Here is a 19,580-nt window from a genome sequence, read left to right on the forward strand (position 1 = left end):
GCGCGATGACGAACGCCGACGACAGCGAGCGCGAAGGCGAGCCGCTGAAGCTGCGGGAGCGGGCCTATGCCAGCTTCACGGAGAAGCTTCTGGCCCGCGACATCAAGCCCGGCCAGTTCGTCACCCAGCGCGAGCTGGTCTCGATGACCGGCATGCCGCTCGGCGCCATCCGCGAATTGATCCCGCGGCTCGAGGCGGAAGGGCTGATCAAGACGGTGCCGCAGCGCGGCATGCAGGTCGCCCATGTCGATCTCAACCTGATCCGCAACGCCTTCCAGTTCAGGCTCTTCCTCGAAAAGGAGGCGACGGCGCTGTTCACGCAGAACGCGACCGACGCCGAAATCGCCGAGCAGCGCGAGCGGCACGAGGCGATCATCCGCCGGGCCGAAGCGGGCGGCGACCCCGATCTCATCGAGGATGCGGAGGATGTCGACCGGCTGATGCATGAGGCGATCATCGATCATCTCGACAACGACATCGTCTCCAAGGCCTTCCGGGTCACCTGGCTGAAGATCAGGCTGATCCGTCAGTATGAGACCAGGATCCAGAACCACATCCTGCTGCCGGTGATGCAGGACCACATGACCATCATCGCGGCGATCGAAAGCCGCGACCCGCAGGCAGCCGCGGAGGCGATGAGCCTGCATATCGGCAACGCCCGCAACCGGGCGATGAGCTACTGAACGAGACATCTGCGCTGCCGAGGCGGTGGAACCGGGCCGCCCGACCGACAGGACGAGCGAGGCAAAACGAGCCGGAAAACCGGCCGTATCGAGGGAGGAGCCCCCGCCGACATCCAGCCCCGCGCCGGGCTGGCGATGCCGACGATGGTTCGCACAAAGAGGGACCAGAAAAATGACCATCATCAGCAAACGCGACTTTCTCGCCGGCTCGGCCGCAGCGGCGATCTTCATGCCGAGCGTGCTGCGCGCCCAGGCGACGGTGCTGCGCTGGGGCGAGATGCTGCCCGCCACCCATCCGCAGGTGCAGATGGTCGATCGCATCGCCCGTGAGGTGAAGGAGAAGACCGGCGGCCGCATCGACATCCAGTCCTTCCCGGCCGGCCAGCTCGGCTCCGGCAAGGACATGATGGAATCGGTGGCCTCGGGCGCGCTGACCATGACGACGGACGGCGCCGCCGCGCTCGGCTCCTTCCTGCCGCAGCTCTCGGTGATCGAGGCGCCTTATCTCTGGCGCGACGCGGCACATATGGGGCGCGTCGCGAAGGCCCCGGTCTTCACCCAGATGAACGCCGATCTCGAGAAGAAGCGCGGCATGCGCATGGCGGCGGTGACCTATTACGGCAAGCGCCACCTCACCACCGGCTCCAAGCCGGTGAAGAGCGTCGCCGACGTCGCCGGGCTGAAGCTGCGGGTGCCGCCCGTCGACACCTTCCGCGCCATGGTCGAGGCCTGGGGCGCCAAGGCCACCCCGGTCAATTTCAACGAGCTCTATCTCGCGCTGAGCCAGGGCGCAGTCGACGGTCAGGAAAACCCGCTGCCGACGATCCACAGCGCCAAGCTGCAGGAGGTGCAGAAGCATCTCATCCTGACCGGCCACATCATCACGCCGCGCCTCGTCATCGTGAACGGCGAGTTTTGGAAGGGGCTGAAGGAGGCCGATCGCAGCATCCTCGAGGCGGCGATCGCCAATGGCGCGATCTGGCAGGACGAGGAGCTGGGCAGGCAGGAAGGCGCGCTGGTGGCGACGCTGAAGAGCGCCGGCATGTCCGTCACCGAGCCGGATTTGGACTCCTTCCGCAAGCCGGTGCTCGACAGCCTGCCCAAGCAGTTCGAGAGCAAATGGGGCAAGGGCACCTGGGATGCGCTGGCGGCGCTGTGAGCCGCGCGCGCCGGAAGGGCCGCATCGCCGTGGCCGGGCCCGTCCCGGCCATTCCGCTCCTCCCGCGAGAGGCGCGGTGCCGGGGGGCGCGGAAGCGCGCCGTCACGACCGGCCGCTACCCGGCCTTTCCATCCCATTTATCGTCGCGTGAGCCATGACAGCTGTTCTGCAATTCTGTGATCGCCTGGTGCGGGTTGCGGCGGTGGTGCTGCTGCTGACCCTGCTGGTCTGCGTGGTGCTCGGCGTGATCTCGCGCCAGCTCAACGCGCCGCTGGCCTGGACGGACGAGCTCGCCCAGTATCTGCTGGTCTGGACCGGCTTCGTCGGCTGGATCATCGCCGCCCGCCGGCGCTCGCATATCCGCATCACGGTGATCGCCGACCGGCTGCCGACGATCGCCGGGCAGGGGCTGGAGATCGTGACGCAGCTCGCGGTGATATTGTTCGCCGGCGTCCTGGTTCGCTATTCCTTCGCGCTGATCGAGCGCAACTGGGACGTCGAGTCCATCGCCCTGCCGGTGTCGTCGGCCGCGCTCTACATCGTCATGCCGCTCGCCGGGCTGGCGCTGATCCTGCAGGCGCTGGCCGATATCGCCGCGGTGGTGGCGGGGCGCCGTCCGCAGCCGGCCCCGGTGGAGGCGCAGCCGCTATGACGACGCTGATGCTGCAGATCCTGCCGGTCTGGTTCGCCGCGCTGCTGCTCGGCGTCCCGCTCTTCGTCTCGATGGGGCTGGCGGCCATCGCCTTCGCCGCGCTGGGCGGCTTTCCGCTCGGCATCGTGCCGCAGAAGATCGCCCAATCCGCCAATTCCTTCCCGCTGCTGGCGGCGCCGCTCTTCATCCTGATGGGCAACATCATGAATTCGGCGGGGATCACCGACCGGATCTTCGCCTTCGCCACTGCCTGCGTCGGCTGGCTGCGCGGCGGCCTCTGCCACGCCAACATCGTCGCCAGCGTGATCTTCGCCGGCATGTCCGGCTCGGCCGTGGCCGATGCCGGCGGCGTCGGCACACTCGAAATCAAGGCGATGAAGGATGAGGGCTACGACGCCGAGACGGCGGCTGCGATCACCGCGGCCTCGGCGACGATCGGCCCGATCATCCCGCCCTCGCTGCCGATGGTGATCTACGGCGTCTCCGCCGATGTCTCGATCGGCGGGCTGTTCCTGGCCGGCGTGATCCCGGGTCTGCTGATGGCGGGCGCGCTGATGGCCATGGTCACGGTGGTGGCGCGGCGGCGCGATCTGCCGCGTCATCCCTTCCCCGGGGCGGCGCAGCTCTGGGCCGCCTACAAGGATGCGCATTGGGCGCTGATGACGCCGGTGATCCTGTTCGGCGGCATGATGGCCGGGATCTTCACCCCGACCGAGGCCGCCGCCATCGCCACCGCCTATGCGCTCGTGCTCGGCCTCTTCGTCTATCGCAGCTTCTCGCTGCGGGATCTGCCGGAGCTCGTGGTGCAGACGGTTGAGACCACCGGCGTGGTGCTGGCGCTGGTGATGACGGCCGCGGCGCTCGGCTGGTGCCTGTCCATCTCGCGGATTCCGCAGACGGTCGGGCCGATCCTGGTCGATCTCGCCGGCAATCCGCTCGCCTTCCTGCTGATCGTCAACCTGCTGCTGCTCTTCATCGGCTGCTTCATGGAAGCGCTGGCGGCGATGCTGATCCTGATCCCGATCCTGACGCCGGCCGCGGCGCAGTTCGGCATCGACCCCGTGCAGTTCGGGCTGATCTTCGTGCTGAACCTGATGATCGGCACGATCACGCCGCCGGTCGGCGTCGTGCTCTTCGTCACCTCGAAAATCGCCAATATCAGCTTCGAGGCGATGTCGCGGGCGATCATACCCTGGCTGATGCCCCTGCTGGCCGTGCTGGTGGCGGTGACGCTCTGGCCACCGCTGACGACCTGGCTCCCCTCCGTCGTGATGGGCCGCTAGCGCCGCGGCCGCGCTTCAGCCGCGCCGCGCCGCCAGCATCCGGTCGACGAAACCGTCGAGCGCGCTCTTGTCGATCCAGCGCAGCACCGCGACGAGCTGCTGCGCGGGGTCGATCCAGATCACGTTGACGCCGGCGCCGAGCGCGAAGACCGCGGTCTCGGGCACATGCGGCCGCGCCTGCGGCCCGCGGTTCAGCCACCAGAGATAGCCGTAATTCGGCAGGGTCGGGGAGGGCGTCATCATCGCCGTGATCCAGGAGGCCGGGATCAGCTGGCGCCCGCCCCATGCGCCGCCGTTGGCGATCAGCAGGCCGAGCCGGGCATGGTCGCGCGCGCTGATGAAGATGCCGCCGCCCCAATGGCAACCGCCCGGCACCGACTGCATGCGCTTGCCGTCGATCTCGACGAAGGAGGTGCTGTAGCCATGCCATTCCCAGCTGTCGGAGGCGCCGATCGGGTCCATGATGCGCTCGCGCAGCACCTCGGGCAGCGGACGGCGGAACAGCCGGAGCAGGCAATAGGCCAGCAAATTCACCCGCACGTCATTGTATTCGTAGAAGCTGCCGGGCTGCTGCAGGTCCCGCTTCTGGCCCTTGCGGCTGTTGTCCGCGCCGGGGCCGATCTGGCGGTTATGGTCGACCTGGTCGGATTTGCCGAAGAGCTCGCCCTGCCATTCGCTGGATTGCTGCAGAAGATGGCGCCAGCTGATCTGCGCGTTGTGGGCGCTCGCGAACCAGGGCCCGTCGATGCTGCGCCCCACCGGCTCGTCGACATCGGCGATCAGCCCGTCGGCGACGGCGAGGCCGGCGAGGATGGCGATATAGCTCTTGGCGACCGAGAAGGTCATGTCGACCCGGTCGATCTCGCCCCACTGGCTGACGATGCGCCCGTTTTTCAGGATCAGCCCCGCCGGGCCGCCGCGCGGCTTCACCGGCCCGGAAATATCGCTCCACGGCCCGCTCTCGTTCCATTCGACGAGCCCGACATAGCGGCCGTCGGGATAATACAGGCTGCGCGGCCAGCTGCTCTCCTGGGCGATCGCGAAATCCACGGCCTGCTGCAGAGCCTGCGGATCGAAACCGGCCTCGGCCGGCGCGATTTCGGCCCATGCGCCGGTGCCGGCGGGCGGAAGCTGGGGGTTGTCGGATGGCGACACGGGGCTCGTCCTCACGCGATGCGATGCTCTGCCATACAGAACCGCGTGCCGCCCGGCCATGGCCCTGGGGCTGGCCCGGCATGCGACAGCTTTCGGTTATGCCGGATAGAGCGAAGCCCTATTGGCAGCGCGCGCTGCCGCTGTGCATCCTCCTCGCGAGCAACGGCCAGCTGGCCCCGGCGCGCCCTTGCCCAGACTCGGCCGTCGATGCCGCGCTCTGTCTTCAGGAGGACACGCCATGTCTCACGATTTCAGCTCCCGTGACGATCATTCGCTTCTGCCGCCGACGAGCCGGCGCGGCTTCCTGGCGGCTGCCGCGGGCCTGGCTGCCGGCGCCGCTTTGCCGGCGGCGACCCCGTCTTTGGCCAAGGCGCCGCTCTCGCGCAGCCAGCCCGGCTATTTCTACCGCTTCATGCTCGGTACGGCCGAGGTGACGGTCGTCTCCGACGGGCCTCTGCCCCTCGGCGACCCCGGCGACAGCTTCCTCGGCGTTCCCAAGGACACGGTCTACGGCATGCTGGAGAGCAATTTCCTGCCCAAGACCAATGTCGTGCTGGAGCAGAACATCCCGATCGTGAATTTCGGCGACCGGCTGGTGATGTTCGACACCGGCATGGGGTTCTCCAAGGCCTTCGGCCCCACCACCGGGCGGCTCCTGAAGAGCATGGAGGAGGCCGGGATGAAGCCCGGCGACATCGACGCCATCGTCTGCAGCCACGCCCATATCGACCATATCGGCGGGATCTGCAGCGCCGACGGCAAGCCGCTCTTCCCCAATGCCCAGATCTATATCAGCCAGGCCGATTTCGACTTCTGGACCGATGAGAGCAAGATGGGCGGCCCGCTCAAGGCCTTCGTCGCCCATGCCCGCGCCAATCTGATGCCGGTGCGCGACAAGATCGTGTTTTTCAAGGACCAGCAGGAGTTCCTGCCGGGTGTCCAGGCCATCGCGGCGCCGGGCCACACCATCGGCCACCACATCTTCCAGGTCGCCTCGGCCGGCAAATCCTTCGCCTTCCTCGGCGATCTCACCCACCACGCCGTGCTGCTGACCGAGAACCCGCGGCTCGAATTCGCCTATGACAGCGACCCCAAGCAGGCGGTGCAGTCGCGCGTCAGGCTTTTGACCTCGCTGGCCGAGAACAAGACGCCGGTGATGTCCTACCACTTCGCCTGGCCGGGCTTCGGCAATCTCGCCAAGGCCGGGGAGGGCTTCCGCTACTACCCCGCGCCGATGGAGCTGGTGAAGGTCTGACGCGCCCCCCGGACGCCGCCCGAGAGCCGCTTCACGGCCGGTTTGGCCGCGAAGCGAGCGCGGCGTCAGCCGCTCCGCCCCGCGCTCTGCCGGCCCTTCGGCGGCGTCTCGGTGCCGGCGAGATCGGCCAGGATCGGGCAATCGGGCCTGCCGTCGCCATGGCAGGTCTGGGCGAGATGGCGCAGCGTCCCGGCCATGGCCTGCAGCTCCGCGATCTTGGCCTCGAGCTCCGCGACATGGTTGAGCGCGAAGCGTTTGACGTCGGCGCTGGCCCGGCTCTTGTCGCGCCAGAGCGCCAGGAGCTCGCGTGTCTCGTCGATGGAGAAGCCGAGATTGCGGGCGCGCTTGATGAAGCGCAGCGTGTGCACCTCCTCCGGCGCATAGATCCTGTAGCCGGATTCGCTGCGCAAAGGCGCGCCGATCAGCCCGATGCTCTCGTAGTAGCGGATCATCTTGGCGCTGACGCCGGATGAGTCCGCGGCCTGTCCGATATTCATCGCTCAGCTCCTCGAGACCGGCTGCCTGCCGAAGCGCCGCAGCCTGAGCGCATTGGCGAGCACGCTCACGCTGGACAAAGCCATCGCCGCCCCGGCGACCATCGGCGAGAGCAGCACGCCGAAGGCCGGATAGAGCGCCCCGGCGGCCACCGGGATCAGCAGCACATTATAGCCGAAGGCCCAGACCAGGTTCTGGCGGATATTGGCGATGGTCGCCTTCGACAGAGCGATGGCGCGGGGAACGCCGTTGAGATCCCCCGACATCAGCACGACATCGGCGCTCTCGATGGCGATGTCGGTACCGGTGCCGATCGCCAGCCCGATATCGGCCTGGGCGAGCGCTGGCGCGTCGTTGATGCCGTCGCCGACGAAGGCGACGCGCTCGCCGCCCGCCTGCAGCTGCTTGATCACCTCGGCCTTGCCCGTCGGCAGCACCTCCGCCACCACCTCGTCGATCCCCAGCCGCCGCGCGATGGCCTGGGCGGTGCGGCTGTTGTCCCCGGTGATCATCACCACCCGGAGGCCCTGTGCCTGCAGCGCGGCGATAGCCTCCGGCGTCGTCTCCTTCATCGGGTCGGCGACGGCGATGATCGCCGCGAGCTCCCCGTCCAGCGCGACATAGAGCGGCGTCTTGCCGGCATCGCCCATCGCCGCCGCTTCCTTGCCGAAGGCCGCGAGATTGAGCCCGGCGCGGCGCATCATCCGGTCGGCGCCCACCATGACGGCGCGGCCCGAAACCTGAGCCCGCACACCGAAGCCGGGATCGGAACCGAAGCCGGAGACGGGAGCGAGCGCCAATCCCCGTTCCGTCGCCGCCGCCACGATCGCCTTGGCCACCGGATGTTCCGAGCGGCTTTCCACCGAGGCGACGAGGCGCAGCACCTCCTGCTCCTCATGGCCTTCGAGCACGGCGAGGTCGGTCAGCGCCGGGCTGCCCTTGGTCAGCGTGCCGGTCTTGTCGAGCGCCACCACCTCGACCTCGCGCAGCGCCTGCAGCGCCTGGCCCTGGCGGAAGAGGATGCCGAGCTCCGCGCCGCGGCCGGTGCCGACCATGATCGAGGTCGGCGTCGCCAGCCCCATCGCGCAGGGGCAGGCGATGATCAGCACCGCGACGGCGTTGACGAGCGCGAAGGACAGGGCCGGGGAGGGGCCGAAGGCGAGCCAGATGGCGAAGGTCGCCAGCGACAGCGCCATCACCGCCGGGACGAACCACATCGTCACCCTGTCGACCAGCGCCTGGATCGGCAGCTTCGCGCCCTGCGCGGCTTCCACCGTCCGCACGATCTGCGCCAGCACCGTATCCGCACCGACCTTCAGCGCCCTGAACTGGAAGGCTCCGGAGCCGTTGAGCGTGGCGCCCGTCACCATGGCGCCGGGCTCTTTCAGCACCGGCGCCGGCTCTCCGGTCAGCATGGATTCATCGACATAGGACTGGCCTTCGACGACTTCGCCATCGACCGGGATGGCCTCGCCCGGCCTGACCAGCACGATGTCGCCGGGCTGCACCCGCTCGATCGCGACATCGCTCTCGACCCCGTCGCGCAGGATTCGCGCCGATTTGACCTGCAGCGACATCAGCCGGCGGATCGCCTCGCTGGTGCGGCCCTTGGCCTTGGCCTCGAACCAGCGCCCGGCCAGGATCAGCGTGATGATCACGGCGCCGGCCTCGAAATAGGTGAAATCGGTACCCGCCGGCAGGAGGCCGGGCGCGAAGGTCGCGACGGTGGAGTAGAGATAGGCCGCGCCCGCCCCGAGCATCACCAGGCTGTTCATGTCGGGCGCGCCGCGCAGCAGCGCCGGCCAGCCCTTCTGCAGGAAGCGCAGCCCCGGCCCGAACTGCACCAGGCTCGCCAGCGCGAAGGCGACCAGCTTGACGGTGAAGGCGCCGAAGGTCCCGGCCAGCCAGTGATGCAGCGGATCGACGAGATGCGACCCCATCTCCAGCACCAGCAGCGGGGCGGTGGCGATGGCCGCGATGGTCACCGCGCGGCGCAGCGCCGCCAGCTCATCCGCACGGGCCTTTTGCTCGCGATCGTCGCCGCGCTCGCCGCCGACGACCGGCTCGGCCTCGTATCCGGCCTTGGCTACGGCTGCCGTGAGCCGGCTCGTCACCGCCTCCTCGCCCAGCACCGAGACTTGCGCGCGCCCCGTCGCCAGATTGACGCTGGCCGCGATCACGCCCGGCACGGCTTTCAGAGCGGCCTCGACGCGCCCGACGCAGGAGGCGCAGCTCATCCCGGAAATGGCGAGCTCGACCTGCCGTATCGCCGGCTCGTAACCCGCCTCGCGGATCGCGGCGGCGATCGCCGCGGCTTCAGCGGGCTCGCGGTCCAGCGTGATGCGGGCGCGTTCGCTGGCGAGATTGACCGAGACCTCGGCGACGCCGGGCACAGAAGCGAGCGCTCGCTCGACACGGCCGACGCAGGAGGCGCAGCTCATCCCCCCGATGCCGATATCGAGGTCGGGGCGCGGTGCCGCAGGACCCGGCGGAGCGGCGGCGGATGGTTCAATGAGAAGGGTCGACATCATGGCTCTCCGAGCTGATGCCGACACATATGGTCCTTCCCATCATGGGAAGGTCAAGGGCTGCCGGAAGCCGGCTCAGCCATCGAGATCCGGGACGCCTCAGCCCTGCGGGTGCTTATGCGTCGGATCGACCCAATACACCGTCTCGGGCGGCTCGATCGGATCGACATCGGTGATGTTGACCACCACCGCCTCATTATCCGAGCGCACCAGAACGCATTCCAGCACCTCGTCGGGATTGGCGTTGATCTCCTGATGCGGGACATAGGGCGGCACATAGATGAAATCGCCCGGCCCGGCCTCGGCCACGAATTCCAGGCGCTCGCCCCAGCGCAGCCTGGCCCGGCCGCGCACGACATAGATCACGCTTTCCAGGGCGCCATGGTGATGCACCCCGGTCTTGGCATTGGGCTGGATCGAGACCGTCCCGGCCCAGATCTTCTGCGCCCCGACCCGGGCATGGTTGATCGCCGCCTGCCGGAACATGCCCGGCGTCTGCGCCGTATTGGGGTCGAGTCTGTCGCCGGTGATGACGCGCACGCCGTCATGTTTCCAGCGCGGCTCGTGATCATGGCCGTGCCCGTGCCCGTGGTCGTGCCTGTGATCCTGCGAATGATCGCCGCTCATCGCCCTCAGCCCTTCTTCGCCGGCCCGGTGGCCATCGGCCGGTCGCTGGTGCCCCAATCCGCCCAGGAGCCGTCATAGAGCGCCCGCGCCGGCTTGCCGATGGTCTCGAGCGCGGCCGACAGGATCGCGGCCGAGACGCCCGAACCGCAGCTCGTGATCAGCGGCTTGTCCAGATCGACGCCCGCCTCCTGGAAGGCGGATCTGATCGCCTCGGGGGATTTCAGCGCGCCGGCCTCCATGATCGCGGGGAAGGGCAGGTTGAGCGAGCCGGGGATATGGCCGGAGCGGACGCCGGCGCGCGGCTCCGGCGCCTCGCCGCGGAAGCGGTCGGCCGGGCGGGCGTCGACCACCTGGATCTGCCCACTGGCGATGGCGCGGGTGACGTCGTCGCCATCGACCACGGCCGAATGATCGAGCCTGGCGGTGAAGCTGCGCGCGGCGCGGGCACGCGGCAGGCCTTCCTCGACCGGGCGCCCCTCCGCCTGCCATTTTGGAAACCCGCCCTCGAGGATCACGACGTCCTTGGCGCCGAAGGTCTTGAAAGTCCAGCGCACGCGCGGCGCGGAGAACAGGCCGAGCCCGTCATAGACGACGATGCGCATGCCGTCGCCGATGCCCATCGCGCCGACGGCCGCCGCGAAGGCCTCCGGCCGCGGCAGCATGTGAGGCAGGGTCGATTGCGGATCCTTCACCGTGTCGATGTCGAAGCGCAGCGCCCCCGGAATCCGCCGCTCGGCATAGTCGGCATGCGGGTCCTTCTGATGCACGGGCAGGTACCAGGAACCGTCGACCACCACGACATCGGGCGCGTTCAGCCGCTGCGCCAGCCATTCGGTCGTGACGAAGACATCATCGTAAGCCATTGATTGAATTCCTCCCTCGGCCGCTCTGCGGCGGCCCGCATGATCAGGCGAGCGCGATCCGGACGCGCCGGTTCTGCTTGCCCTTCTTCTCGATATCGGTGACCGCGACAAGGCCGATCTCGGCGGTGTTGCGGACATGGGTGCCGCCGCAGGGCTGCAGGTCGATATCGCCGATCGCCACCAGCCTGACCCGTCCGGAGCCACGCGGCGGCTTCACCGACATGGTCTTCACCAGCCCCGGATTCGCGTCGAGCTCGGCATCGGTGATCCAGCGCTCGGTCACCTCGGCATGGCGGGCGATCAGCGCGTTCAGCGCGTCGCCGATCGCGGCCCTGTCGAGCCCGCCATCGGGAATGTCGAAATCCAGCCGGCCCTCGCCATCGCCGATCGATCCGCCGGTGACGGGATAGGGCAGGGTGACGCTGAGCAGATGAAGCGCTGTGTGGATTCGCATCCGCTTCAGCCGCTTGTCCCAGTCCAGCACCAGCTCGACGGTCTCGCCCGGTTCGGGCAGGTCCTGGCCCTCGGCGGGGACATGCAGCACGCGGCTCTTGTCCTCGGGGTCGTAAATCGCGGTCGCGATCGTGATCTCGCTTCCGTCGGCCCTGCGCAGCGTGCCGGAATCGCCGGGCTGGCCGCCTCCGGTCGCATAGAACACCGTCCGGTCCAGGATGATCGCGCCGCGCTCGGTCACCGCCTCGACACGGGCGGCGTTGCGGTCGATATAGGCGTCCTGGCGGAACAGTAATTCGGTCGGCATGGCTGGCTCTCTGACACCTCGTTCGCGCCGGAGATTGCACGCTTCGTCGCGGCTGCGCCACTGCCGGGGCGGCCCATGGCGACGTTTTGACGGCTTGGGCGCGGTCGCATTTGCGATTAGATAATTCTCGCGCAGAATTGATCCGATTCAGGAGCCCTGCCGTAGAACTGACAAGGCGGGCTGACAGCCAGCCGCGTCGACATTGAGGACAGATCGTCTTGATCCTGAACCAGGCTGATTCTCCCCAGGCGAAGCCGCTGGACGCCCTGCTCGCGAGCTACGCGGCCGGCGGGCTGAACGCGCCGCTGCATGCGCTCGTAGGCTCCCATCTCGCGCTGTCCGGGCAGAACCGGGGTTTCGTCGCGGCGCTGGAGGAGCTGGCGAGCCAGTCCATCACCGAGGCCGCGCCGCGTCCGCTGGTGACGCGGGACGCGATGCTCGCCCGGATCTTCGGGGCCGAGCCTGTGGTCCGGTCCGTCCTGCCGGAGGATCCGGTGTTTCCGCGGCCGCTGCAGCAGCTCGTCGGACGGGCGTCGCGGGACGTGCCCTGGCGCTTCAAGCTGCCGGGCATCAAGGAGTACAAGATCGCGGAGACGGATGCCGGCGAGGCCGTGCTGTATTGGGTCAAGGCGGGGCGCCGCCTGCCCTCGCATACGCATGAAGGCGACGAGGTCACCCTGCTGCTCAAGGGCGGCTTCACCGATCCGCTGGGCCATTACCGCCGCGGCGACATCGCCATCGCCGATGCCGAGGTCGATCACACGCCGGTCGCCGACAGGGACGAGGATTGCCTTTGCTTCGCCGTCACCGACGCACCGCTGCAGCTGACCGGCCCGGTGATGCGGCTGCTGCGCAAAGTCTTCCATCACTGATCCCGTCCGGCTGACGGCTGCCGGGAGGTCGCGCTTGTGAAGACGCTCGTCCTCGTCCTCGGCGACCAGCTCAGCCGCGACCTCGCCTCGCTCGACGGGTTCGATCCGGCGCGCGACGTCGTGCTGATGGTCGAGGTCGCCGAGGAGACGACCTATGTCCGGCACCACCGGCAGAAGATCGCCTTCATCCTCTCCGCCATGCGTCATTTCGCCGAGGCGCTGCGGCTGGAAGGGCTGCAGGTGGATTATGTGCGCCTCGACGATCCCGGGAACAGCGGCAGCTTCACCGGCGAGCTGAAGCGCGCCGTGCTGCGCCACGCGCCCGACCGGGTGGTGGTGACGGAGCCCGGTGAATGGCGGGTCAGGCGGATGATGGATGATTGGCCGCAGCAGCTCGGGCTGCCGGTCGTCATCCGCGAGGATGACCGCTTCCTGTGCTCGCGCAGCGATTTCCGCGCCTGGGCCGATGGCCGCAAGAGCTATCGCATGGAGTTCTTCTACCGCGAGATGCGCCGGCGCACCGGCCTTCTCATGGAGGGCGACGATCCCGCCGGCAGGCGCTGGAACTTCGACGCCGAGAATCGCAAGCGACTTCCGCCCGGGACGCGCCCGCCCGAGCGCCTGCGCTTCGAGCCGGATGCGGTGACGGACGAGGTCATCGCGCTGGTCGCGGCGCGCTTCCAGGATCATTTCGGCGATCTCGACGGCTTCAACTGGGCGGTCACGCGGGAGGATGCGCTGGCGGCGCTGGCCCTGTTCGTCGAGCGGGCGCTGCCGCGCTTCGGCGATTATCAGGACGCCATGGCGCAGGACGAGCCCTTCCTCTTCCATGCGCTGATATCGCCCTATCTCAATGCCGGGCTGCTCCTGCCGCGCGAGGTCTGCCTCGCCGCCAAGCGCGCCTGGCGGGCCGGGACCGCGCCGCTCAACGCGGTCGAGGGCTTCATCCGCCAGATCCTGGGCTGGCGCGAATATGTGCGCGGCATCTATTGGCTGGAGATGCCGGCCTATGCCGAGACCAACCGTCTCGGTGCCGATCGCCCGCTGCCCTGGTTCTACTGGTCGGGCGAGACGGCGATGAACTGCCTCGCCTGTGCGATCGACGATACAAGGCGCCACGCCTATGCGCATCACATCCAGCGGCTGATGGTGACCGGCAATTTCGCGCTGCTGGCGGGGGTGAGGCCGGCCGAGATCGAGGAATGGTACCTCGCCGTCTATGCCGACGCCTATGAATGGGTCGAGTTGCCCAATGTCCATGGCATGGTGATGTTCGCCGATGGCGGGCTTTTGGCGTCCAAGCCCTATGCCGCCTCGGGCGCCTATATCGACCGCATGTCGAATTACTGCGAAGCCTGCGTCTATGATCCCGCGATCAAGACGGGCGAGGGGGCCTGCCCGTTCAACCTGCTCTACTGGCATTTCCTCAGCGAGAACCGGGCCGCGCTCCAGAATAATCCCCGCATGGCGATGCCCTATCGCACGCTGGACAGGATGAACGCCGCGCGCCGCGAGACGATCCTGCGCGAGGCCGGCGCCTTTCTCGCGGCGCTGGATTCGGGGGAGCCGGTCCAGCGGGTCCAGCCCGATCTGTTCGGATGATGGCCTGACGCTTGCCTCGCCGCGCCGGCCCCGCCGGCGCCCGTTTCGAAACCAGGAGGATGACCCGCATGGCCCTGCCGAGCATGACGCCGAAGGATGGCGTCGCCTGGATCACCGGCGCGAGCTCCGGCATCGGGGAAGCCGTCGCGCTCGAACTCGCCCGTCGCGGCTGGACCGTGGCGATCACGGCGCGCCGCCTGGAGCAGCTCGAGGATCTGGCGCGCCGGGCGGAGGGCCTGCCCGGCCGGCTGGTCGCCCATGCCGGCGACGTCACCGATTCCGCCTCGATGGAGCATGTGGTCGACACGATCGAGCATGTGCACGGGCCGATCGCGCTGGCCTTCTTCAATGCCGGGATCGCACCCTATGTCCGGGCCGGCGCGCTCGATATCGCGGCCTTCGAACAGGCCTTCGCAGTCAATACATTGGGCGTCGCCAGGGGGCTGGCCGCCGTGCTGGAGCGGATGAAGGCGCGGGGCCGCGGGCAGATCGCGGTGAACGCCTCGACCGCGGGCTATGGCGGCCTGCCCAAGGCTGCGGCCTATGGCGCCTCGAAAGCCGCCGCGATCCATCTCTGCGAGGCGTTGAAGTTCGATTGCGACAGGCTCGGCATCAAGCTGCAGCTGGTCAATCCGGGCTTCATCGACACGCCGCTGACCCGCAAGAACGATTTCCCGATGCCCTTCCTGATGACGATGGAGGAGGCGGCGCGCCGCACGGTCGACGGTTTCGCAGGCGGCGGCTTCGAGATCGTGTTTCCGCGGCGCCTCGCCTGGATCATCAAGACGGTCAATCTCCTGCCCTATCCCCTGTATTTCTGGCTGGTCGCCAAGGCCACCGGCTGGGACAAGCGCACGGATTAGGCCGGCGCCTGCGTTCCGGCCGCGATCCGCGTCTCGACCGCGCCGAGCGCCGCCCGGTCGAACGGAAAATTCCAGACCAAGGCGATCGCCACGAGCTTCAGCAGCACCGGCAGCCCGGCATAGAGCAGGCCCAGCATGAGAAGGCCGCTCTCCGTCCTGACGCCGGCCGCCGGGTCGAAGCCGGCCGCGCTGAGCAGGGGAAAGGCGAGGCCGACCGCGCCGGCGAAGGCGAGCTTGGTCGCCAGCGCCCAGAGCCCGAGATAGAGCCCGGCGCGCTCATTGCCGGTGGCGGCGGTGTCGATGTCGATCACATCGGCCTGGATCGAGGCGGGCAGCACCACATCGGCGCCGAGCGCCAGCCCGGTCAGGATGCAGATCAGCCCGAAGGCGATGACGTCGCCTTCGCCCAGCAGCACGGCGAAGCCGAAGCAGAGCACCGCCAGCAGCATGCCCCAGCTCCAGGCGCGATGCTTCGAGCTGCGTCCGGCGAGCCAGAGCCAGAACGGCACGCCGAGCACCCCGCACAGGAAATACAGCACCAGAAGCGGCCCGGCCGCATCGCGCTGGCCCAGCCGCTCCGCCACGAAGAACAGGAAGAGCGTTGCCGGCAGGCCATTGGCGAAGCTGTTGATGAAGAAGGCGGCCAGCAGCCGCCGGAACGGGCGATTGCCGGTCAGCGCGGCCAGCCCCCTGCGAAAATCCAGCGGCACCCGGCTGCGCTCGCGCGGCTCCGGCGTGGACGCGACGGCGATCCAGGCGAAGAGCGGCAGGCCGAGCCCGATCAGCAGCGCCAGCGCCAGCAGCCCGTCGCGGCTGCCGCCGCCCTGGAGCTGCACCACCGCCGGGATCAGCAGGGCGAGCAGGGTGCCGATCACCGTGCCGCTCTCGCGGAAGGCCGCGACGCGGGTGCGGCCGGCATAGGAGCGCGAGAGCTCGGCGCCCCAGGCGCCATAGGGCACCTGCGCCGCGGTCCAGGCCAGGGACAGAAGGCTCGCCCAGAGCAGCAGATAGCCGGCGCCCGCCTGTTGCGGCGGGGCGAGCACGAACCAGGCGGAGATGGCGACGAGCGGCGCCGACAGCGCCATCCACAGCCTGCGCCGGCCGAAGCCGGGGCGGAAGCGATCGGCGGCCCAGCCGGCGACGGGGTCGCTCACCGCATCGAGCAGCCGCACGATCAGCAGGACATAGCCGACGGTCGCGATCGGCAGGCCGATCTCGCGCGCGTAGAATTCCGGCACCATCACGTAGAAGGGCAGGCTCAGCGCCGCCAGCGGGATCGCCGGCAGCGCATAGGCGAGCAGGACGGGGCGTGACGGTTCGCTCACGCGGTCTTCGCGAACACCATCTGCCGCACGTCGATATTGCCGGAGCGGAATCCGGCCTCGCAATAGGCGAGGTAATATTCCCACATCCGCCGGAAGCGCTCGTCGAAGCCCAGCGGCTTGAGCTGCGGCCAGGCCGCCCTGAAGCGGTCTCGCCAGCTCGCCAGCGTCGTCGCGTAATCCAGGCCGAAGATCAGCTCATGGGCGAGCGGCACGCCGAACCGGTCGCCCAGCTTGCGCATGATCGTCGGCGTCGGCAGCATCCCGCCGGGGAAGATATAGGCGCGGATGAAATCGAGCTCGCGGCGATAGACCTTGAAGCTCTCGTCGCGGATCGTGATCACCTGGAGACCGGCCGTCCCGCCCGGGCGCAGCCGGTCGCGCAGCTGCTCGAAATAGACCGGCCAGAAGGCTTCGCCCACTGCCTCGAACATCTCGATCGAGGCGATCCTGTCATAGGTGCCGGTCTCGTCGCGATAATCCTGCAGCTTGATCGTCACGCGATCCTGCAGCCCGGCATCCCGGATGCGCTGCTGCGCGAAGTCGAACTGTTCCTGGCTGATGGTGAGCCCGGTGACGCGGCAGCCGATCTCGCGGGCGGCGTATTCGGCGAAGCCGCCCCAGCCGCAGCCGATCTCGAGAACATGGTCCTCGGGACCGATGCCGGTCTGCTCGGCGAGGGCACGGTATTTGCGCGTCTGCGCCGCGGCGAGATCGCTGTCTCCCGGCGCGAAGATGCCGGAGGAATAGGTCATGGTGCGGTCGAGCCAGGCGCCGTAGAAACGGTTGCCGAGGTCGTAATGCGCGTGGATGTTCTTGCGGGCCTGCGCCTTGGTGTTGCGGCGGCGGAAATGCTGCAGCATCTGCCAGAGCCGCACCAGCGGCTTGCCGGGCAGCAGCGTCTGGATCACCGGGTAGTTCGCGGCGAACAGCTCGAGGAAGCGCGCCAGATCCGGCGTGTCCCATTCCCGGCGCAGATAGGCCTCCGCGAAACCGAGATCGCCGCCGCCGGAGAGGCGCGAGGCGAAGCCGAAATCATGGATGATCAGCTGCGCCTCCGGGCCGGGCTCGCTGCCCCTGAACAGCAGGCTGCGGCCATCCGGCAGCGTCACGGTCAAGGCACCGAGCCTGATCCGCGCCGCGAGCTTCAGCGCCTGGCGCGTGGCGAAGGACAGGCCCTTCGTCACCTCCGCGACGCTGGCGGCGTCGACGAGCAGGGGCTCGGATGGGGTCTGGTCCGGCATGGTGGTCATGGCATTGGACGGCGCATTCATGGGATCCGCACCCCGCTCAGCGGCCGGGCTTCGGCCCAGTCGGCCGCGCTTTGATAACTCGCGGCGACCGGTGGCGGTGCCGGGCGGGCCTGCAGGCCGATCCCTTTCAGCCAGAGCTTCAGCGCCTCCCAATGGATGCCGGCCACGACCTTCAGGGTCATCAGCGGCATGGCGAGGCAGGCACGGACCAGGCTGGCCGATGTCAGCGCCCGGCGCGTGCCGGCGAAGCTCGCGGCCAGGATCGGCCCATCGCGATCGGTTTCCAGAATGCGCACCTTCACCGTCTCCCCCGGCGGCAGCACCCTGAAATGATAGCGCATCGGCATGTCGAGGAAAGGGGAAACGTAGAAGAGCTTGTCGCGCACCTGGCGCAGGCCGGCTTCAGTCAGTTCGCCCGGCGCGACCGGGGCGACATAGCTGTGCATCTCGCCGAAGGTGTTGCGGACCTCGTAGATCAGCGCCTGCAGCCGCGCCTCGCGATCATAGCAGAAATAGATCGAGATCGGATTGAAGACGAAGCCGAGGATCCGGGGATAGCAGAGCAGCAGGATGCGGCCGCCGGAGAGATCGAGTCCGGCCGGGGCGAGCAGGCGCTCGACATGGTGGCGCAGCGGCGTCCGCCCATCGCCATGGTCGCTTTCGCGGAAGCTCGCCAGGCTCCAGCCCGGGCCGATCCGGAACAGAGGGCTCGCACGCCCGGCCTGGGCCAGGCGGTCGAGATCGATGAGCAGGTTGAAGACGCGGTACTGGAACCGGTGCGGCTTCGGCTTCATCCGGGCATGCATCACCTTGCCCGGCACCAGCGAGACGGCGGCATCGGGCGGTGGGAAGTCTGACGGCGCAGGGATGGCACTCATTCCGCGGCCTCGACGAGGGCCGGCATGGCCGCGCGCCACGGCACCTGGGCGCCCAGCGCCTCGGCCGCGGTCAGCCCTGCCTTCAGCCCATCCTCATGGAAACCATAGCCCGTCCATGCCCCGGTGAACCAGATGCGATTGCGGCCCTGGATGCCGGGCAGCCGCGCCTGGGCGGCGAGAGCCGCCCGGTCATATTGCGGGTGGCTGTAATTGAAGCGGCCGAAGGTCAGCTCGGGCCGTGGCGGGGTCGGCGGGTTGAGCGTGACGAAGACGGGCTTGCGCTTGTCGATGCCCTGCAGCGCGTTCATCCAATAGGTCAGGGTCAGCTCGGCCTCGGGATCGTCGCTCGCCAGCACGTTCCAGGCCGACCAGGCCGCCTTGCGCCGGGGCATCAGCGCCGGGTCGCGGTGCAGGAAGACGTCGTTGGGGCGGTAGCGGATATCGCCGAGCACCTGCCGCTCCAGCGGCGAGGCATCGTCCAGCAAAGCGAGCGCCTGGTCGGAATGCGTGGCCATGATCACCTGGTCGAAGCGCTCGGCCCGGCCGGTCGCGTCGCGCACCGTCACGCCGGAGACGTCGCGGCTGATCCCGGTGACCGCGACGCCGGCCCTGATCCGCTCGCGGAAGGGCGCCGTCAGCCGTTCGACATAGCGGCGGCTGCCGCCGCTCACCGTGCGCCAGCTCGGCCGGTCCCAATGCAGCAGCCGGTGATTGTCGAAGAAGGCGATGAAGCTGGCGGCGGGAAAGCCGAGAAGCCGGGCAGGGGGCATCGACCAGATCGCCGCCCCCATCGGCGCGAGATAGGAATCGCGGAACACCGGGGAATAGCGGCCGGCCTCGAGATACTCGCCGATCGTCATGCCGCCGAGCCGGTTCGCCCGATAATCCGCGACCGCGCTCTTGTTGAAGCGGAACATCTCGCGGATCATCCTGTAATGGGCCAGCGAGACGATGTTGCGGCGGCGTGCGAACAGCCCGTCGAGCATCGCCTCGCCGCGGCCCGCCCATTCGCGCCTGCCGCCCTGGGCAGAGACTGCGAAGCCCATGTCGGACAGCTGCGTCTGCACGCCGAGATGCGCGAACAGCGCGGTGAGATTGGGGTAGTTCAGCTCGTTATAGACGATGAAGCCGGTATCGACGGGGATTTTCGTCCCATCATAGTCGATATCGACCGTCGCCGAATGCCCGCCCAGCCGCTGCTCCTTCTCGTAGACGACGATCTCGTGCGCGGATCCCGTGGCGAGGGCCCAGGCGGCCGAGTTTCCGGCGATGCCGGACCCGATGATAGCAATGCGCATGCGGCTGATGGTCCTCAGAAGGCTTGGTCCGT

Annotated in this window: 18 protein-coding genes; 8 read left to right on the plus strand and 10 right to left on the minus strand. The window is 68.5% G+C overall.

Annotated features, from left to right (window positions below):
- The first annotated feature begins 5 nt into the window (after window positions 1–5).
- The 4 genes from ASG72_RS14735 to ASG72_RS14750 all read left to right on the plus strand — a co-directional run bounded on the left by ASG72_RS14735 (window position 6) and on the right by ASG72_RS14750 (window position 3,777).
- Window positions 6–683, plus strand: coding sequence for a GntR family transcriptional regulator (locus ASG72_RS14735; protein WP_056713464.1), 678 nt, complete (start codon window positions 6–8; stop codon window positions 681–683).
- A gap of 172 nt (window positions 684–855) precedes the next feature.
- Window positions 856–1,842, plus strand: a complete 987-nt coding sequence (locus tag ASG72_RS14740; RefSeq protein WP_056713467.1) for a sialic acid TRAP transporter substrate-binding protein SiaP — start codon at window positions 856–858, stop codon at window positions 1,840–1,842.
- Window positions 1,843–1,996: 154 nt separating this feature from the next.
- Window positions 1,997–2,494 (plus strand): TRAP transporter small permease, encoded by a 498-nt coding sequence (locus ASG72_RS14745; protein ID WP_056713469.1) that lies wholly within the window; start codon window positions 1,997–1,999, stop codon window positions 2,492–2,494.
- Window positions 2,491–3,777: a TRAP transporter large permease gene (locus ASG72_RS14750; RefSeq protein ID WP_056713471.1), complete on the plus strand. Its 1,287-nt coding sequence runs from the start codon at window positions 2,491–2,493 to the stop codon at window positions 3,775–3,777. The genes ASG72_RS14745 and ASG72_RS14750 overlap by 4 nt, the downstream gene beginning before the upstream one ends.
- A 15-nt stretch (window positions 3,778–3,792) precedes the next feature.
- On the opposite strand, the gene ASG72_RS14755 is transcribed toward ASG72_RS14750, so the two are convergent.
- Window positions 3,793–4,932: a serine hydrolase gene (locus tag ASG72_RS14755; RefSeq protein ID WP_244488812.1), complete on the minus strand. Its 1,140-nt coding sequence runs from the start codon at window positions 4,930–4,932 to the stop codon at window positions 3,793–3,795.
- A gap of 238 nt (window positions 4,933–5,170) precedes the next feature.
- On the opposite strand from ASG72_RS14755, the gene ASG72_RS14760 reads away from it, so the two are divergent.
- Window positions 5,171–6,187 (plus strand): MBL fold metallo-hydrolase, encoded by a 1,017-nt coding sequence (locus tag ASG72_RS14760; protein ID WP_056713474.1) that lies wholly within the window; start codon window positions 5,171–5,173, stop codon window positions 6,185–6,187.
- A 65-nt stretch (window positions 6,188–6,252) separates the two neighbouring features.
- Here the strand turns inward: ASG72_RS14760 and cueR are convergent, their stop codons facing one another.
- The 5 genes from cueR to ASG72_RS14785 all read right to left on the minus strand — a co-directional run bounded on the left by cueR (window position 6,253) and on the right by ASG72_RS14785 (window position 11,460).
- Complete coding sequence (cueR, locus tag ASG72_RS14765) at window positions 6,253–6,684, minus strand: Cu(I)-responsive transcriptional regulator (protein WP_056713476.1); 432 nt, start codon at window positions 6,682–6,684, stop codon at window positions 6,253–6,255.
- 3 nt (window positions 6,685–6,687) lie between these two features.
- Window positions 6,688–9,213 (minus strand): heavy metal translocating P-type ATPase, encoded by a 2,526-nt coding sequence (locus ASG72_RS14770; protein WP_200939947.1) that lies wholly within the window; start codon window positions 9,211–9,213, stop codon window positions 6,688–6,690.
- A gap of 96 nt (window positions 9,214–9,309) precedes the next feature.
- Window positions 9,310–9,837 (minus strand): cupin domain-containing protein, encoded by a 528-nt coding sequence (locus ASG72_RS14775; protein ID WP_056713480.1) that lies wholly within the window; start codon window positions 9,835–9,837, stop codon window positions 9,310–9,312.
- Window positions 9,838–9,842: 5 nt separating this feature from the next.
- Entirely contained in the window at window positions 9,843–10,700 is an 858-nt protein-coding gene (sseA, locus tag ASG72_RS14780) for a 3-mercaptopyruvate sulfurtransferase (RefSeq protein WP_056713482.1), read from the minus strand.
- 43 nt (window positions 10,701–10,743) lie between these two features.
- Window positions 10,744–11,460, minus strand: a complete 717-nt coding sequence (locus ASG72_RS14785) for an alanyl-tRNA editing protein (RefSeq protein WP_056713484.1) — start codon at window positions 11,458–11,460, stop codon at window positions 10,744–10,746.
- A gap of 218 nt (window positions 11,461–11,678) precedes the next feature.
- Between ASG72_RS14785 and ASG72_RS14790 the strand changes: the two genes are divergently transcribed.
- The 3 genes from ASG72_RS14790 (at window position 11,679) to ASG72_RS14800 (ending at window position 14,797) form a co-directional block, all read left to right on the plus strand.
- Window positions 11,679–12,332 (plus strand): ChrR family anti-sigma-E factor, encoded by a 654-nt coding sequence (locus ASG72_RS14790; protein ID WP_244488813.1) that lies wholly within the window; start codon window positions 11,679–11,681, stop codon window positions 12,330–12,332.
- Between the two features lie 36 nt (window positions 12,333–12,368).
- Window positions 12,369–13,934, plus strand: coding sequence for a cryptochrome/photolyase family protein (locus ASG72_RS14795; RefSeq protein ID WP_056713487.1), 1,566 nt, complete (start codon window positions 12,369–12,371; stop codon window positions 13,932–13,934).
- A gap of 68 nt (window positions 13,935–14,002) precedes the next feature.
- Window positions 14,003–14,797, plus strand: a complete 795-nt coding sequence (locus tag ASG72_RS14800) for an SDR family NAD(P)-dependent oxidoreductase (protein ID WP_056713489.1) — start codon at window positions 14,003–14,005, stop codon at window positions 14,795–14,797.
- Here ASG72_RS14800 and ASG72_RS14805 read toward each other — a convergent pair.
- Genes ASG72_RS14805 through ASG72_RS14820 form a run of 4 tightly spaced genes read right to left on the minus strand, consistent with a single transcriptional unit; the run spans window position 14,794 to window position 19,548 of the window.
- Entirely contained in the window at window positions 14,794–16,122 is a 1,329-nt protein-coding gene (locus tag ASG72_RS14805) for an MFS transporter (RefSeq protein ID WP_056713492.1), read from the minus strand. The two genes, ASG72_RS14800 and ASG72_RS14805, sit on opposite strands and share 4 nt — an antisense overlap.
- Entirely contained in the window at window positions 16,119–17,393 is a 1,275-nt protein-coding gene (locus tag ASG72_RS14810; protein ID WP_244488814.1) for a cyclopropane-fatty-acyl-phospholipid synthase family protein, read from the minus strand. Before ASG72_RS14810 ends, ASG72_RS14805 begins: the two co-directional genes overlap by 4 nt.
- On the minus strand, window positions 17,390–18,250 hold the full coding sequence (locus tag ASG72_RS14815) for a DUF1365 domain-containing protein (RefSeq protein WP_056713493.1): 861 nt from the start codon (window positions 18,248–18,250) through the stop codon (window positions 17,390–17,392). The genes ASG72_RS14810 and ASG72_RS14815 overlap by 4 nt, the downstream gene beginning before the upstream one ends.
- On the minus strand, window positions 18,247–19,548 hold the full coding sequence (locus ASG72_RS14820; protein ID WP_056713495.1) for an FAD-dependent oxidoreductase: 1,302 nt from the start codon (window positions 19,546–19,548) through the stop codon (window positions 18,247–18,249). The genes ASG72_RS14815 and ASG72_RS14820 overlap by 4 nt, the downstream gene beginning before the upstream one ends.
- Window positions 19,549–19,580 lie beyond the last annotated feature (32 nt).

Origin of the sequence: Allobosea sp. Leaf344 (assembly GCF_001426225.1) — a bacterium.
Lineage (GTDB): Bacteria > Pseudomonadota > Alphaproteobacteria > Rhizobiales > Beijerinckiaceae > Allobosea.

What these genes read in the sequence shown, in the direction of transcription:
- ASG72_RS14735 (WP_056713464.1), top strand. Translation starts at nt 6, where the DNA reads ATGACGAACGCCGACGACAGCGAGCGCGAAGGCGAGCCGCTGAAGCTG.
- ASG72_RS14740 (WP_056713467.1), top strand. Translation starts at nt 856, where the DNA reads ATGACCATCATCAGCAAACGCGACTTTCTCGCCGGCTCGGCCGCAGCG.
- ASG72_RS14745 (WP_056713469.1), top strand. Translation starts at nt 1,997, where the DNA reads ATGACAGCTGTTCTGCAATTCTGTGATCGCCTGGTGCGGGTTGCGGCG.
- ASG72_RS14750 (WP_056713471.1), top strand. Translation starts at nt 2,491, where the DNA reads ATGACGACGCTGATGCTGCAGATCCTGCCGGTCTGGTTCGCCGCGCTG.
- ASG72_RS14760 (WP_056713474.1), top strand. Translation starts at nt 5,171, where the DNA reads ATGTCTCACGATTTCAGCTCCCGTGACGATCATTCGCTTCTGCCGCCG.
- cueR (WP_056713476.1), bottom strand. Translation starts at nt 6,684, where the DNA reads ATGAATATCGGACAGGCCGCGGACTCATCCGGCGTCAGCGCCAAGATG.
- ASG72_RS14770 (WP_200939947.1), bottom strand. Translation starts at nt 9,213, where the DNA reads ATGATGTCGACCCTTCTCATTGAACCATCCGCCGCCGCTCCGCCGGGT.
- ASG72_RS14775 (WP_056713480.1), bottom strand. Translation starts at nt 9,837, where the DNA reads ATGAGCGGCGATCATTCGCAGGATCACAGGCACGACCACGGGCACGGG.
- sseA (WP_056713482.1), bottom strand. Translation starts at nt 10,700, where the DNA reads ATGGCTTACGATGATGTCTTCGTCACGACCGAATGGCTGGCGCAGCGG.
- ASG72_RS14785 (WP_056713484.1), bottom strand. Translation starts at nt 11,460, where the DNA reads ATGCCGACCGAATTACTGTTCCGCCAGGACGCCTATATCGACCGCAAC.
- ASG72_RS14800 (WP_056713489.1), top strand. Translation starts at nt 14,003, where the DNA reads ATGGCCCTGCCGAGCATGACGCCGAAGGATGGCGTCGCCTGGATCACC.
- ASG72_RS14810 (WP_244488814.1), bottom strand. Translation starts at nt 17,393, where the DNA reads ATGAATGCGCCGTCCAATGCCATGACCACCATGCCGGACCAGACCCCA.
- ASG72_RS14815 (WP_056713493.1), bottom strand. Translation starts at nt 18,250, where the DNA reads ATGAGTGCCATCCCTGCGCCGTCAGACTTCCCACCGCCCGATGCCGCC.
- ASG72_RS14820 (WP_056713495.1), bottom strand. Translation starts at nt 19,548, where the DNA reads ATGCGCATTGCTATCATCGGGTCCGGCATCGCCGGAAACTCGGCCGCC.